The 15011-nt window shown below is 65.2% G+C and carries 16 protein-coding genes; 12 read left to right on the top strand and 4 right to left on the bottom strand.

The features are described 5' to 3' along the window. Nucleotides 1-250: 250 nt before the first annotated feature. From clpS to AB3G45_RS16520, 4 genes are all read left to right on the top strand, one after another. Nucleotides 251-601: an ATP-dependent Clp protease adapter ClpS gene (gene clpS, locus AB3G45_RS16535; protein ID WP_037408383.1), complete on the top strand. Its 351-nt coding sequence runs from the start codon at nt 251-253 to the stop codon at nt 599-601. Between the two features lie 9 nt (nt 602-610). Then, nucleotides 611-3121 carry an ATP-dependent Clp protease ATP-binding subunit ClpA gene (gene clpA, locus AB3G45_RS16530; RefSeq protein WP_367831609.1) on the top strand — a complete coding sequence of 837 codons (2511 nt, stop codon included), beginning with the start codon at nt 611-613 and terminating at the stop codon, nt 3119-3121. A gap of 247 nt (nt 3122-3368) precedes the next feature. Then, entirely contained in the window at nt 3369-4103 is a 735-nt protein-coding gene (locus AB3G45_RS16525) for an AzlC family ABC transporter permease (RefSeq protein WP_367831608.1), read from the top strand. Continuing rightward, a complete protein-coding gene (locus tag AB3G45_RS16520) occupies nt 4100-4444 on the top strand; it encodes an AzlD domain-containing protein (protein ID WP_367831607.1) in 345 nt (114 codons plus the stop codon). The genes AB3G45_RS16525 and AB3G45_RS16520 overlap by 4 nt, the downstream gene beginning before the upstream one ends. Nucleotides 4445-4493: 49 nt before the next feature. Here the strand turns inward: AB3G45_RS16520 and AB3G45_RS16515 are convergent, their stop codons facing one another. From AB3G45_RS16515 to AB3G45_RS16500, 4 genes are read right to left on the bottom strand one after another with little or no spacing between them, the layout of a single operon-like run. Further along, the gene (locus AB3G45_RS16515; protein ID WP_367831606.1) at nt 4494-4919 is read right to left on the bottom strand and encodes an HIT family protein; all 426 of its coding nucleotides are present in this window, start codon (nt 4917-4919) and stop codon (nt 4494-4496) included. Nucleotides 4920-4935: 16 nt separating this feature from the next. Continuing rightward, complete coding sequence (locus tag AB3G45_RS16510; RefSeq protein WP_367831605.1) at nt 4936-6120, bottom strand: GNAT family N-acetyltransferase; 1185 nt, start codon at nt 6118-6120, stop codon at nt 4936-4938. Between the two features lies 1 nt (nt 6121). Beyond that, entirely contained in the window at nt 6122-6847 is a 726-nt protein-coding gene (locus AB3G45_RS16505; RefSeq protein WP_367831604.1) for a glycerophosphodiester phosphodiesterase, read from the bottom strand. Continuing rightward, nucleotides 6847-7311 (bottom strand): RidA family protein, encoded by a 465-nt coding sequence (locus AB3G45_RS16500; RefSeq protein ID WP_367831603.1) that lies wholly within the window; start codon nt 7309-7311, stop codon nt 6847-6849. The genes AB3G45_RS16505 and AB3G45_RS16500 overlap by 1 nt, the downstream gene beginning before the upstream one ends. Before the next feature lie 179 nt (nt 7312-7490). Between AB3G45_RS16500 and AB3G45_RS16495 the strand changes: the two genes are divergently transcribed. From AB3G45_RS16495 to rseP, 8 genes are all read left to right on the top strand, one after another. Next, a complete protein-coding gene (locus AB3G45_RS16495; protein WP_367831602.1) occupies nt 7491-8318 on the top strand; it encodes a cell envelope integrity EipB family protein in 828 nt (275 codons plus the stop codon). Nucleotides 8319-8704: 386 nt separating this feature from the next. Further along, nucleotides 8705-9466: a 30S ribosomal protein S2 gene (gene rpsB, locus AB3G45_RS16490; RefSeq protein WP_367831601.1), complete on the top strand. Its 762-nt coding sequence runs from the start codon at nt 8705-8707 to the stop codon at nt 9464-9466. 243 nt (nt 9467-9709) lie between these two features. Then, nucleotides 9710-10636, top strand: a complete 927-nt coding sequence (tsf, locus tag AB3G45_RS16485) for a translation elongation factor Ts (protein WP_367831600.1) — start codon at nt 9710-9712, stop codon at nt 10634-10636. 186 nt (nt 10637-10822) lie between these two features. Beyond that, nucleotides 10823-11545: a UMP kinase gene (gene pyrH, locus AB3G45_RS16480; protein ID WP_367831599.1), complete on the top strand. Its 723-nt coding sequence runs from the start codon at nt 10823-10825 to the stop codon at nt 11543-11545. 58 nt (nt 11546-11603) lie between these two features. Continuing rightward, nucleotides 11604-12164 carry a ribosome recycling factor gene (gene frr / locus AB3G45_RS16475; protein WP_367831598.1) on the top strand — a complete coding sequence of 187 codons (561 nt, stop codon included), beginning with the start codon at nt 11604-11606 and terminating at the stop codon, nt 12162-12164. A gap of 42 nt (nt 12165-12206) precedes the next feature. Beyond that, a complete protein-coding gene (locus AB3G45_RS16470) occupies nt 12207-12953 on the top strand; it encodes an isoprenyl transferase (protein ID WP_367831597.1) in 747 nt (248 codons plus the stop codon). Beyond that, a complete protein-coding gene (locus AB3G45_RS16465) occupies nt 12953-13783 on the top strand; it encodes a phosphatidate cytidylyltransferase (RefSeq protein ID WP_367831596.1) in 831 nt (276 codons plus the stop codon). Before AB3G45_RS16470 ends, AB3G45_RS16465 begins: the two co-directional genes overlap by 1 nt. 25 nt (nt 13784-13808) lie before the next feature. Beyond that, nucleotides 13809-14942, top strand: a complete 1134-nt coding sequence (rseP, locus tag AB3G45_RS16460) for an RIP metalloprotease RseP (RefSeq protein WP_367831595.1) — start codon at nt 13809-13811, stop codon at nt 14940-14942. The last annotated feature ends 69 nt before the right edge of the window (nt 14943-15011 follow it).

Raw genomic sequence — 15011 nt, 5'->3', positions numbered from 1 at the left:
CAAGGGCCGGCTGCGGGCAACCGCAGCCGGCCTTCGCGCGTTGCGGGGATTGCGCGAGGCTGACGCTGCGGCAGCAAATTTCGCTATTTCCTTCGGATGACCCGCGATTATGATTGCAGTGCGAAGCGGGGGTCTTACAATCGCGGGCCGAGACATTAGATAACAGGTCCGAAAGTAACCTTTGACACACGGTGCGCCACGGGCCGGCGACCGGGACGAACCGCCCGAAACCAGGGGAATGAAGACGAAAATGGATGTGAGACGGGTTCGGATGCAGGATGGCGAAGGCGGCGGCGACACTCCCGGTCGCAGCACCTCCGTGATCACCCGCACGAAACCCAAGACGAAGAAGCCGAGCCTGTACCGCGTCCTGCTTCTCAACGATGATTATACGCCCATGGAGTTCGTCATCCACATTCTGGAGCGCTTCTTCCAGAAGGATCGCGAGGCGGCCACGCGGATCATGCTCCATGTGCACAATCATGGCGTAGGCGAGTGTGGCGTGTTCACCTACGAGGTTGCCGAAACCAAAGTGACACAGGTGATGGATTTCTCCCGCCAGCACCAGCACCCGCTGCAATGTGTCATGGAAAAGAAATGAGGAACGAACGTGCCAACATTTTCTGCAAGCCTTGAGAAGGCCCTCCACCAGGCACTGACCTACGCGAACGAGCGCCATCACGAATATGCGACGCTCGAGCACCTTCTGCTCGCCCTGATCGACGACGGCGACGCGGCCGCCGTGATGGGCGCCTGCAACGTCAATCTCGATGTGCTGCGCAAGACCGTCACCGATTATGTCGACCATGACCTCGCCAACCTCGTGACGGGCTACGAGGAGGATTCCAAGCCGACCTCCGGCTTCCAGCGCGTCATCCAGCGCGCGGTGATTCATGTCCAGTCCTCCGGCCGTGAGGAAGTGACCGGCGCCAACGTGCTCGTCGCGATCTTCGCCGAGCGCGAGAGCCATGCCGCCTATTTCCTGCAGGAGCAGGAGATGACGCGCTACGACGCCGTCAACTTCATCTCGCACGGCATCGGCAAGCGCCCCGGCTCCACCGAAGAGCGCAAGGTGCGCGGCGCCGACGAGAGCGAGAACGAGCAGAAGCAGACCCGCAACGGCAACGAGCAGGAAGAGCCCGCCAAGAAGCAGGACGCCCTGACGGCCTATTGCGTCAATCTCAACGAGAAGGCGAAGGGCGGCAAGATCGATCCGCTGATCGGCCGCCATGCCGAGGTCAACCGGACGATCCAGGTCCTGTGCCGCCGTTCCAAGAACAACCCGCTCTATGTGGGCGATCCCGGCGTCGGCAAGACCGCCATCGCCGAAGGTCTCGCCAAGCGCATCGTCGAGGGCAAGGTGCCCGAAGCGCTCGCCGACGCGACGATCTTCTCGCTCGACATGGGCACGCTGCTCGCCGGCACCCGCTATCGCGGCGATTTCGAGGAGCGCCTGAAGCAGGTCGTCAAGGAACTGGAAGACTATCCGGGCGCCGTCCTCTTCATCGACGAGATCCATACGGTCATCGGCGCCGGCGCCACCTCCGGCGGGGCGATGGACGCCTCGAACCTGCTCAAGCCGGCGCTCTCCTCCGGCGCGATCCGCTGCATCGGCTCGACGACCTACAAGGAATACCGCCAGTTCTTCGAGAAGGACCGGGCGCTCGTCCGTAGATTCCAGAAGATCGACGTCAACGAGCCGACCATCGACGACACGATCGAGATCATGAAGGGGCTGAAACCCTATTTCGAGGAATATCACAAGCTCCGCTATTCCAACGAGGCGATCAAGACGGCGGTGGAACTGTCGGCACGCTACATCAACGACCGCAAGCTGCCGGACAAGGCGATCGACGTGATCGACGAGACCGGCGCGGCCCAGATGCTGCTGCCGGCCGGAAAACGCCGCAAGCTGATCACCGAGAAGGAGATCGAGGCGACGATCGCCACCATGGCCCGCATTCCGGCCAAGACGGTGTCGAAGGACGACGAGCAGGTGCTCGCCAACCTCGACAAGGAGCTGCGCTCCGTCGTCTACGGCCAGGACCTCGCCATCGAGGCGCTGTCCTCGGCGATCAAGCTTGCCCGTGCGGGCCTGCGCGAACCGAACAAGCCGATCGGCTGCTACCTGTTCACCGGTCCGACCGGCGTCGGCAAGACGGAGGTCGCCAAGCAGCTCTCCAACTCGCTCGGCGTCGAACTGCTGCGCTTCGACATGTCGGAATACATGGAGCGGCACACGGTTTCGCGCCTGCTCGGTGCGCCTCCCGGCTATGTCGGCTTCGACCAGGGCGGCCTGCTCACCGACGGCGTCGACCAGCATCCGCATTGCGTGCTGCTGCTCGACGAGATCGAGAAGGCGCATCCGGATCTCTACAACATCCTGTTGCAGGTCATGGATCACGGCTCGCTGACCGACCATAACGGCAAGAAGATCGACTTCCGCAACGTCATCCTGATCATGACGACCAATGCGGGCGCCTCCGACATGGCCAAGGCCGCCATCGGCTTCGGCTCGTCCAAGCGCGAGGGCGAGGACATGGAGGCGATCAACCGCCTGTTCACGCCGGAATTCCGCAACCGCCTCGATGCGATCATCCCGTTCGGCTCGCTGCCGACGCCGGTCATCCATCAGGTCGTGCAGAAGTTCGTCATGCAGCTGGAAACCCAGCTTGCCGAGCGCAACGTCACCTTCGATCTCCAGTCCGAGGCGATCGCCTGGCTGGCGGAGAAGGGTTACGACGAGAAGATGGGGGCCCGCCCGCTGGCGCGTGTCATCCAGGAGAACATCAAGAAGAAGCTCGCCGACGAGATTCTCTTCGGCAAGCTCAAGAAGGGCGGCGTCGTGCGCGTCTCCGTCGGCGTGAAGGAGGACGGCTCGAAGGGTCTGATCCTCGACGCCGTGCCGGAAACCGCGCCGATCAAGCCGAAGGCCGAGGTCGAGGAGGCCGCCGCCAAGAAGGCCAAGCCGCGCAAGGCGAGGGAGACCGTCGCCGCCGAGGCCGCGCCCGCCAAGGCGCGCTCTTCGAAGAAGGCGGCCGAGGCCAAGGCCGACGCGCCGAAGGACGAGCCGCCGCGCAAGGCCTCCGGTGCCGTTCCCAAGGTGCCGCGCAAGAAATAGCGGTTTGATGAATGAATGGGCCGGGCAGGCGACTGCCCGGCCCATATTGTTGAGGACGTGGGCAAACCTCGCCCCACTCTCTGTCGTCATCCTCGGCCCTGAGCCGAGGATCCACAGCTGCGGGCATGGCGTGGATGGTCGGGTCAAGCCCGACCATGACGGAGAAGAGCGGGGGCGCGGTTTGCGATCGTATGGGACCAGGCTGAGCAACCAATCGCCCCGCATTCTTTCGCTGCAAGAGAACATCATGACCGCCGAGCCAGACCCCCAATCCCAGATCCACTGGTTCCTCCTCGGCATGCGCGGCATCTTCAGCCTGCCCGCGATCATCCTGATGCTGTCCTTCGTCGGCTTCGCGGCCTTCACCGCGGAGGCGAAGGTGCCGGTCGAGCAGGTGATGTTCATGACCGGGATCGTCTGGGCGCTGCCGGCCAAGGTGATCCTCGTCGGCTCCATGCTGTCGGACGCGCATGTCGCGACGGCGTTCCTCGCGGTAACGCTCTCCTCCGTGCGCATGATGCCGATGGTCGCCGCGCTCGTCCCGGAAATCCGCACGCGCCGCACGCCGACCTTTCTGCTGCTGGTCATCTCGCATTTCGTCGCCATCACGGCCTGGGTCTTTGCGATGCAGAAGGTGCGGGAGGTGCCGCGCGGCGGCCGCGTCGCCTTCTTCGCCGGTTTCGGCGTGACGCTGACGCTCAGCAACGTCGTGCTCGTCGGCCTCGCCTATGGCGCGGTCTCCGAATTCCCGCCGCTCGTCTCGGGCTGCCTGTTCTTCCTGACGCCGGTCTATTTCCTCACCTCGATCTGGATTTCCGCGCGCCACCAGGTGATCTACTGGGCGCTCGGCATCGGGCTCGTGCTCGGCTACGTCTTCGCGGTCATCGCGCCGCAATACGATATCCTTCTGACCGGCCTCGTCGGCGGCACGCTGGCCTGGTGGGGCGAGCGCGCGCTGCGTCGCCGGGAGGCCGCGCGATGAGCTTCGAGGGCCTGTGGCCCTATCTCTACATCGCCATTGCCGGCTGGCTGGCGACGGATCTCTGGCGCTGGGCGGGCGTCATCGCCGGCAATCGCCTCGACGAACGGTCGGAGGTCCTGAACTGGGTGCGGGCGGTGGCGACGGCGCTGGTGGCCGCGGTCATCGCCAAGCTGATCTTCTTCCCGACCGGCACGCTGGAGGCCTCGTCGCTGTGGCTGCGGCTCGCCGCCGTGGTGTTCGGCTGCCTCTGCTTCTTCATCGGCGGCCGCTTCCGCCAGATCGCCGGCATCGCCGGCGCCATCGCCTTCCTCGCCGCGGGTCTGGCCTTGCTGGGTGTTTGAAACGGAGCGCGCCGTCCGCGCGCCCCGTATCGGGCGTTCGTGACGTCTGTTACCGCGCCAGCGCCGCGCGCAGCTTCTCGGCATTGGCGGCGAGCACGCCCTGGTCTTCCATCGTGCCGGAATGCGGCTTCAGCGGCTGGCCCTCGATGCGCGGGATGATGTGGAAATGCAGGTGGTAGACGGTCTGGCCGGCGGCCGGCTCGTTGAACTGCATGACGGTGACGCCGTCGGCCTCGAAAGCCGCCTTGGCGGCGGCCGCCACCTTCTGCACCACCGGCAGCAGGCGAGACAGCGTCTGGGGAGCGGCGTCGAGGATGTTGCGCGACGGCGTCTTGGGGATGACGAGCGTGTGCCCGTTGGCCTGCGGCATCACGTCCATGAAGGCGACGGCGTCGTCGTCCTCGTAGACGCGGTGCGCGGGGATCTCGCCGCGCAGGATCTTGGCGAAGATGTTGTTCGTGTCGTAGGCGGTCATGCTCGTCTCCGATTGCTCAGTCGTTGTCGTTCGTGCGGCGGAAGGGACCGTGTTCGGCAAGATATTCGCCCGTCGCCTCGACGTCACGGCGCTCGCGCTCGAGATAGTCGGCGACGGCGTGGCGCAGGCCCGGATGGGTGATGTGATGGGCCGAATGGGTGGTGACGGGCAGGTAGCCGCGCGCCAGCTTGTGCTCGCCCTGCGCGCCTGCCTCCACGCGCGCCAAGCCCTTCTCGATCGCGAAATCGATGGCCTGGTGGTAGCAGACCTCGAAATGCAGGTAGGCATGGTCCTCGATGCAGCCCCAGTGCCGGCCGAAGAGCGTGTCGCCGCCGATGAAGTTGATCGCGCCGGCGATGTAGCGGCCCTCGCGCCTTGCCATGATGAGCAGGACGTCGTCCGCCATGCGCTCGCCGATCAGGCTGTAGAAGCGGCGGTTGAGATAGGGGCGGCCCCATTTGCGGCTGCCGGTGTCCATGTAGAAGGTGAAGAACTGGTCCCAGATTTTCTCGGTCAGGTCGCTGCCGGTCAGCCAGTCGATCTCGATGCCGTGCTCCAGTGCCGTGCGCCGCTCCTTCTTCAGCGCCTTGCGCTTGCGGGAGGCCAGCGTCTCCAGGAAATCGGCATGCGAGTCATAGCCCTCGTTGAGGAAATGGAACTGCTGGTCCGTGCGGTGCAGGTAGCCCGCGGCCTGGAAGACCGGCATTTCCTCTTCCGGCACGAAGGTGACGTGCGCAGAGGAGACGCCGTGGCGCTTCGACAGTTCCTTCAGCCCCTCGGCAAGCGCCGCCTGGGTGGCGATAACCGGCTGGTCGGGGCGGTGCAGCAGCCGCGGGCCGGTCGCGGGCGTGAAGGGGATGGAGGCCTGCAGCTTCGGATAATAGTGCCCGCCGGCGCGTTCGAAGGCGTCGGCCCAGCCGTGGTCGAAGACATATTCGCCCTGGCTGTGGTTCTTCAGATAGGCGGGCAGGGCGCCGAGAAGGGCGCCGTCGTCGCCCTCCAGCAGGAGATGCTGGCCGAGCCAGCCGGTCTCGGCGATGGCGCAGCCCGACTGTTCCAGCGCGGAAAGGAAGGCGTGGCTGACGAACGGATTGTAGGGCACCTGCGCGTCGCCTCTGGAGGCGCCGGCAAGGCGCCCCCAGTCGTCCGCCGGAATGTCGGCGAAGCTCGTTTCGACACGGATGCGCACCGTCCCGTCCATGTTACGCCGTCAAGGCCTCGCGCGGATCGAAACCCTCGAAGGTCATCTGGTCCGCGTTGAGTGCCGTGATCGTGCGCGCCTCGTCGTCGCGCACGGTCCAGGTGATGACCGGTAGGCCGAGGTCGCGCTGCCGGCTGATGAAGGCGTTCGGCAGGTGGCCGTAGTGATAGGAGATGAAGTCGAGCCCGAGCTGCATGGCCTCCTCGTGAACGGCAAAATTCTCCGGCCGGGCGCCTTCCGCCGTCAGGCCGACGGGGCGGCTGGTGCCGATGGCCGTGAGGTCCTTCAGGAGCCAGTGGTCGAAGCTCATCAGCGCGACGGGGCCGTCATAGGCCTCGATCGTGTCGAGCACGGCCATGGCGAAACCGTCGTCGTCTCCCTCGCGCCCCTTCAGTTCCAGGACGAGCGGCACGCGGCCCTTCACGAGGTCGAGGAGCTGCCGCAGCGTCGGCACGCCGTCCTGCGTGCCGCCGACCTTGAGGAGACCGAGTTCGGCGGCGGTGCGCTGGCGCACGTCCCCCTCCGTGCCGCAGAGCCGCTTCAGGTCGTCGTCATGGAAGACGACGGGAATGGCATCGGCGGCATAGTGCAGGTCGCATTCGATGGCAAAGCCCGCATCGGCCGCGCGGGCGAAGGCGGAGAGCGTGTTTTCCCAGACCTTGCGGTTGAGGTCGTGATAGCCGCGATGGGCGATCGGCCGCTCCGTCAGCCAGGGGAATTTCTGCATCAGGCGATTTCCATGATGGCGTCGATCTCGACGGCGGCGTTGAGGGGGAGGGCTGCCATGCCGACGGCGGCGCGGGCATGCTTGCCGGCATCGCCCAGGGCACCGACGAGGAAGTTGGACGCGCCGTTGATGACGAGGTGCTGCTCGACGAAATCGGGCGTCGAGGCGACGAAGCCGTTGATCTTGATGATGCGCTTGATGCGCGCAAGGTCGCCGAGGGCGGCCTTGGCCTGGGCGAGAAGGCCGAGCGCGCACAGTTCCGCCGCCTTCTGGCCGCCGGCGACATCGACGTTCCGGCCGAGATGGCCGGTCACGGCAAGCTTGCCGTCGAGCATCGGCAGCTGGCCGGAAATGTGGAGGATGTTGCCGCTGATGACGAAGGGCACGTAGTTGGCGGCCGGCGCCGCCGCCACGGGAATGTCGTAGCCGAGTTCCTTGACGCGATTTTCGATTTCAGCGGACATTCCGGTCTCCGTTTCTTGATGCCGGTCCATAGATGGGAGCGGCAGGGGGCGGCTTTGAGGGGCGTTGCGACGATCCGCGCCGCAACGGTGGAAATGAAGTTGGCAAGAGGTGGATATTGCCTCGCTTTTGCCGGAAGAGTTCATATAACATCGCGACCGACTTCAACAGGAGGAAACGGATGTTTCGTTCAGCCTTTGTCGCGGCCCTTGCGGCCGGGGCATGCTTCGCCGGCAGCGGCGTGTCGAGCGCCTTTGCCACGCCGGCGACCGGGCTTGCGCCGCACCGCGCCGTCTACGACCTCAAGCTGAAGGACGCGACCGAGCGCTCCGGCATCGCCGGCATGTATGGCCGCATGGTCTACGAGTTCAACGGCAGCCCCTGTGACGGCTACACGGTGAGCTTCCGCTTTGTCACGCAGGTCAATACCGGCGAGGAAACCCGCCTCACGGACCAGCAGACGACGACCTACGAGGACCTGAAGACCGGCAGCTTCCGCTTCCTCACCCGCTCCTTCACCGACGAGAAGCTGGACAAGGAGGTGCGCGGCACGGCGCGCGAGGACAAGGAAGGCGTCAGCGTCGACCTGACCGCGCCGGATACCAGGCAGGTGGACCTCGCCGCAAGCCGCTTCCCGACCGAGCACATGCTCGACGTCATCGATCACGCCAGGAAGGGCGATCGCTTCTTCGAGGCGCGCCTCTTCGATGGCTCGGATGCGGGCGACAAGACGCTGATGACGACCGCCGTCGTCGGCAAGAAGGAAACGCCCAAGGCGGGCGACCCGGATGCCGACAAGGCCGGCTCCTTCTCCAAGGAAGCCTTTTGGCCGGTCTCCATCGCCTATTACAACGACACGAGCGAAGGCGACGCGCTGCCCGTCTATCGCATGTCCTTCAAGCTCTACGAGAACGGAATCACCCGTGACCTCACCATGGACTACGGCGAGTTCGTGCTGAGCGGGAAGCTGGCCCAGCTGGAGATGTTCAAGCCGCAGGAATGCAAGTAGGCTGCGGGCGAAGGACGTCCGCTCAACCTCTCCTCCGTCATGGTCGGGCTTGACCCGACCATCCACGCCGCGGGCGCCAGGTGGATCCTCGGGTCGAGCCCGAGGATGACGACAGTGGGTGGGGCGGCGTTCGTTGTCGATGTGGCCCCTTTGGAGACACAGAAGGGGCGCCGACCGCCGTGCAAATGCCAAGGGCAACGTCCTGCATATCCACTTTTTTACCCCTCGGCCCTTGATTTTCCGGGAAACTGCGGGTAAAGGGCCGCTCATTCCACACGTAAGGCATGGGATCGTCCGGGAGAAATCCGGACCGTTCCGCCCGGTGGCGCTTCCGAAGGAAGTGCTGTTCGCCTTGCGGAGGTTCAACCGGAAAAGGATGACTAGGCATGGCATTGCCCGATTTCTCTATGCGCCAGCTTCTGGAAGCTGGTATTCACTTCGGCCACCAGACGCACCGCTGGAACCCGAAGATGAAGCCGTACATCTTCGGCGACCGTAACAACGTTCACATCATCGACCTGGCACAGACCGTTCCGCTCTTGTCGCGCGCCCTTCAGGTCGTGTCCGACACCGTCGCCGGCGGCGGCCGCGTCCTCTTCGTCGGCACCAAGCGCCAGGCGTCCGACATCATCGCCGATGCCGCCAAGCGTTCGGCCCAGTACTACGTCAACGCCCGCTGGCTCGGCGGCATGCTGACGAACTGGAAGACCATCTCCAATTCGATCCAGCGCCTGCGCAAGCTCGACGAGATCCTGGCTTCGGAAGGCTCCGGCTATTCCAAGAAGGAACGCCTGACCCTCGAGCGCGAACGCGAGAAGCTTGAAAAGGCCCTCGGCGGTATCCGCGACATGGGCGGCACGCCGGACCTGATGTTCATCATCGACACCAACAAGGAGTCGATCGCAATCCAGGAAGCCAAGCGTCTCGGCATCCCGGTCGTCGCCATCATCGATTCGAACTGCGATCCGGACCCGATCGACTTCCCGATCCCCGGCAACGACGACGCCTCGCGCGCCATCGCCCTCTACTGCGACCTGATCGCGCGTGCCGCCATCGACGGCATCGCCCGCCAGCAGGGCGCTTCGGGCCGCGACCTCGGCGCCTCCGCCGAGGTTCCGGTCGAGCCGGCTCTCGAAGCCGAGGCATAAGGCCAAGGCCGGAGCGACGTCTTTCGCTCCCGCTTTCCAGATGACCGAGGCCAGAGAGACGATCCCTGGCCTCGGCGTTTTTGAAGACCCTGTCTGCCACGATCCTGGAGGATCGCCTTTGCGGCGACAGGTCTAAGGTGATCTTCATCACCCTGTCACACTTCCGGGTACATTCGTTCCCAAAACCTTGAGTTCGCCGAGGTTTTCCGGCGATACGCAACAAGAACCGACAAGAGGCTCACAATGGCTGAAATCACCGCTGCACTGGTGAAGGAACTGCGCGAAAAGTCCGGCGCAGGCATGATGGACTGCAAGAAGGCGCTGGCTGAGAACAACGGCGACATCGAAGCGGCAATCGACTGGCTGCGCGCCAAGGGCATCGCCAAGGCCGACAAGAAGTCCGGCCGCACCGCCGCTGAAGGCCTGATCGGCATCGCCAGCGCCGGCACGAAGGCCGTCGTCGTCGAGATCAACTCGGAAACCGACTTCGTCGCCCGCAACGATGCCTTCCAGACCATCGTGCGCGGCGTTGCCGACGTGGCGCTCAGCACCGACGGCACCGTCGAAGCCGTCGGCGCCGCCACCTACCCGGCAACCGGCAAGTCGGTCACCGACACGATCAAGGACGCCGTCGCCACCATCGGCGAGAACATGAATCTCCGCCGCTCGGTCCTGCTGTCGGTCGAGGACGGCGTGGTTGCGACCTACATCCACAACGCCGCCGCCGACCGCCTCGGCAAGCTCGGCGTTCTCGTCGCGCTGAAGTCGACCGGCGACAAGGAAGCCCTGAACACCATCGGCCGCCAGGTCGCCATGCACGTCGCCGCAACGGCGCCGCTGGCCATCCGCGCCGAGGAAGTCGATGCCGCCGTCGCCGAGCGCGAGCGCAACGTCTTCATCGAGCAGTCGCGCGCCTCCGGCAAGCCGGACGCCATCATCGAGAAGATGGTCGAAGGCCGCATGCGCAAGTTCTTCGAGGAAGTCGCGCTGCTCTCGCAGGCCTTCGTCATGAACCCCGACCTCACCGTCGGCGCTGCCGTCAAGGAAGCTGAAAAGACCGTCGGCGCGCCGATCGAAGTCGTCGGCATGGCCCGCCTGCTGCTCGGCGAAGGCGTCGAGAAGGAAGAAACCGACTTCGCCGCCGAAGTCGCAGCCGTCGCTAAGGGCTGATTTTCTTAATCGCGATTGGGAAAAGAGAAGGGCGCCGCGTGACAACGCGGCGCCCTTCGTGTATCCGGCTTGCCGAAATGCCTGCCCCGAAATTTCTTCTGCGGCGATGGCTGCCCTCAAGCGGGACCGCCTCGGTTCTGCCCGGCTGCCGGTTCGGGTGACGAGGCCACGAGTTCAGGAGCGACCATGACGGCCAAGCCAATCTACAAACGTGTTCTGCTGAAAGCCTCCGGCGAGGCGCTGATGGGCTCGCAGGGCTTCGGCATCGATGTCGCCGTGGCCGATCGCATCGCCTCCGACATCGCCGAGGCGCGGGCGCTCGGCGTGGAGGTCGGCGTCGTCGTCGGCGGCGGCAACATCTTTCGCGGGGTGGCGGTCGCCTCCAAGGGCGGCGACCGGGTCACCGGCGACCACATGGGCATGCTGGCGACCGTCATCAACGCGCTGGCGCTCGCCACGTCGCTGCGCAAGCTCGACATCGACACCGTCGTCCTGTCGGCCATCGCCATGCCGGAGATCTGCGAAAGCTTCTCCCAGCGCGCGACGCTCCATCATTTCTCGCTCGGCCGCGTGGTGATCTTCGCCGGCGGCACGGGCAACCCGTTCTTCACGACCGATTCGGCCGCCGCGCTGCGTGCCGCCGAAATGGGCGCCGAGGCGATCTTCAAGGGCACGCAGGTCGACGGCATCTATTCGGCCGATCCGAAGAAGGACCCGGCGGCCACCCGCTTCGACCGCCTGACCCATAGCGAAGTGCTCGAAAGGGGCCTTGCCGTCATGGACGTCGCCGCCGTGGCGCTGGCCCGTGAAAATTCCATCCCGATCATCGTCTTCTCCATCCACGAGAAGGGCGGCTTTGCCGAAATATTGACCGGCGGCGGGCGCGGGACCATCGTAACCGACAACTGATTCTTGAGGCGCGCACGTGCATCCGCGTGCAGCCGCTCTGTGAAAACGGGAGTATCCGATGAGCGAAGGTATTGACCTGAAGGAACTGAAGCGCCGCATGGACGGCGCGATTTCGGCTTTCAAGAACGACATCGCGTCGCTGCGCACTGGCCGCGCCTCGGCCAACGTGCTCGATCCGGTGCAGGTCGAGGCCTACGGTTCGCGCGTGCCGCTGAACCAGGTCGCCAACATCTCCGTTCCGGAGCCGCGCATGCTGTCGGTCTCCGTCTGGGACAAGGGCATGGTCGGCGCCGTCGAGCGCGGCATCCGCGAATCGAATCTCGGCCTCAACCCGATCATCGACGGCCAGAACCTGCGCATTCCGCTGCCGGAACTCAACGAGGAGCGCCGCAAGTCGCTCGTCAAGGTCGCCCATGACTATGCCGAAAAGGCCAGGGTCGCGATCCGCCATGTGCGCCGCGACGGCATGGACGACCTCAAGAAGTCCGAGAAGGACGGCGATATCGGGCAGGACCTCTCCCGCAGCCAGTCCGAAAAGGTGCAGAAGATGACGGACGAGACGATTTTGGACGTCGATCGCTTGCTTGCCGAGAAGGAAAAGGAAATCATGCAGGTTTAAGGCATTCGCCACCTGCATTCGTTTTCCTTTTCCGGATTGCCCATGAACCAGCTTTCGCCCAGCACCGCACCGGCCCACGTCGCCATCATCATGGACGGCAACGGGCGCTGGGCGAACGCGCGCGGCCTGCCGCGCGCCATGGGGCACCGCAAGGGTGTCGAAGCGGTGCGTGAAGCCGTGCGCACCGCCGCCGAATGCGGCGTGCGCTATCTCACGCTCTTCGCCTTCTCCTCGGAAAACTGGAACCGGCCCGAGAGCGAGATCACCGACCTGATGGGGCTTTTGAAGACCTTCATCCGGCGTGACCTTGCGCTGTTGCACCGCGAGAACGTGCGCATCCGCGTCATCGGCGACAAGACGAACCTGTCGAGCGACATCCTGCCGCTGCTGCTGGAGGCCGAGGACACGACCCGGGCGAACAGCGGAATCACCCTCGTCATAGCCTTCAATTACGGGGCGCGCGACGAGATCGCCCGCGCCGTGCGCCGGCTTGCGGTCGACGTCGCCGCCGGCCGCCTCGATCCTTCCGAGATCACCGCGGAGCGCATCGGCACCTCGCTCGACACGTCCGGCATTCCCGACCCCGACCTCATCATCCGCACCAGTGGCGAGGAGCGGCTCTCCAATTTCCTGCTCTGGCAGGCGGCCTATGCGGAGCTGATGTTCATTCCCGAATTCTGGCCCGATTTTTCGCGCGACACCTTCGTTTCCGCGCTGTCGCGCTACGGCATGCGCGAGCGCCGATTCGGCGGCCTTCAGGCGGCAAAGACGCTTGCGGTGGGCTCGTGATGCGCAGTGAACTGCGCCTGCGCATCCTCTCCGGCATCGTGCTCGCCGCCGTCGTGCTCGTCGCGACCTGGCTCGGCGGCCTGACCTTCCGGGTGCTCGTCGCGGCCATCGCGCTCCTCGTCTACTACGAGTGGTCGACGATCACCCGGCTGCCGGAAACGGATTTTCGCGCCAATGCCTTCGGCTGGCTGTCGGTCGTCCTCGTGTCGGCGATGGTGCTCTTCGGCTTCGAGGAGGCGCTGGCCGTGCTTGTCGGCGCCACGCTCGTCGGCATCGCCTATGCGCTGGCGATGAAGGGCAGCGGCTGGCTTGCCGGCGGCATCGTCTATTCCGGCCTGACGGCGATATCGCTCGCGGCGATCCGCGGCGACAAGGCCGACGGCTTCGCCGCGATGCTGTTCATCTTCGCCGTCGTGTGGGCGACGGACATTCTCGCCTATTTCATCGGGCGCGCCATCGGCGGGCCGAAGCTCGCCCCGCCCATCTCGCCCGGCAAGACCTGGTCGGGTGCCATCGGCGGGGCGCTTTCCGCCGTCGTCGCCGGGACGCTCCTGCACATGGCGTTCTTTCCGCTGAACGGTCTCTGGGTGCCGGTGATCGCGCTGGTGCTCTCGGTATTCAGCCAGATCGGCGATCTTTTCGAATCCTTCATCAAGCGCCGCTTCGGCGTGAAGGACTCGAGCCGCCTCATTCCGGGACACGGCGGCGTCATGGATCGGGTCGACGGCCTTGTTTTCGCCTGCTTCGCCGCGTTCCTCATTCTGCTCGGGAACGAGATCATGTCGGGCACCGCGGGCACGCCGGCCGGCGTGTTCCTTTTCGGCCCGTAGCGGCGCCATATTGGGGATTGGGTTCATGGACATGCTGGCTGGCTCCGTCGGATTCGTGACGGGCTATATCCTTCCCTTCCTCGTCGTGCTGACGCTCATCGTCTTCGTGCACGAGATGGGCCACTATCTCGCCGGCCGCTGGTCCGGCATCGGCGTTACCGCCTTCTCGGTCGGCTTCGGCCCGGAGCTATTCGGCTTCACCGATCGCCACGGCACGCGCTGGAAGCTCTCGGCCATCCCGCTCGGCGGCTATGTGAAGTTCCTCGGCGACGACGACCCGGCCTCCATTCCGGACTACGGCTCCGTCGCCGCGCTGCCGGACGAGGTGCGCAGGCGCACCTTCCTCGGCGCCGCGCTGTGGAAGAGGGCCGTCACGGTCGCCGCCGGCCCCATCGCCAACTTCATCCTCGCCATCGCCATTTTCGCCGTGATGTTCTCCATCTACGGCCGCCAGATCGCCGATCCGATCGTCGCGGAAGTGCGGCCGGACAGCGCCGCGCAGGCAGCGGGCGTGCTCCCGGGCGACCTGCTGGTCGCGCTCGACGGCAACCCGGTCGTGACCTTCGACGACGTGCGCCGCTATGTCAGTGTTCGGCCCGAACTGCCGATCACGGTGACGGTGCGCCGCGACGGCCGGGATATCGACCTGTCCATGGTGCCGAAGCGCACCGAGATCACCGACCAGTTCGGCAACAAGATCGAGCTCGGCCTGATCGGCATCGCGACCAACGAGGAAAGCGGCAATTTCCGCGTCGTCGAATACGGTCCGGTGGAGGCCCTGGGGCAGGGCGCGGTGCAGAGCTGGCACATCGTGACGGGTACGTTCGACTACCTGTCCAACCTCGTCACGGGGCGCATGAAGGCCGATCAGCTCGGCGGGCCCATCCGCGTTGCGCAGGCTTCCGGCCAGATGGCGACGCTCGGTGTTGCCGCCCTGCTGCAGCTTGCGGCGGTTCTGTCTGTTTCCATTGGGCTTTTGAACCTTATGCCGGTTCCGGTACTTGATGGCGGCCATCTGATGTTCTATGCGGTGGAGGCTATCCGGGGCAGGCCTGTCGGGCCCGGGGCGCAGGAGATCGCATTCCGCATCGGCATGGCGCTGGTGCTCATGCTGATGGTCTTTGCGACCTGGAACGACATTTCCATGCTTCTCGGCTAAGGTTTGCCGGCGCGCCGGCGGGAATCGAAAAAGGGGAGCCGTCTTTTCTGGAGCTGTCGCGCTAACGCT

Source organism: Shinella sp. S4-D37, assembly GCF_040812195.1.
Taxonomy (GTDB): Bacteria; Pseudomonadota; Alphaproteobacteria; order Rhizobiales; family Rhizobiaceae; genus Shinella.
Note: the sequence above shows the minus strand (reverse complement) of the source record. Positions and strands in the feature narration are given on the sequence as shown.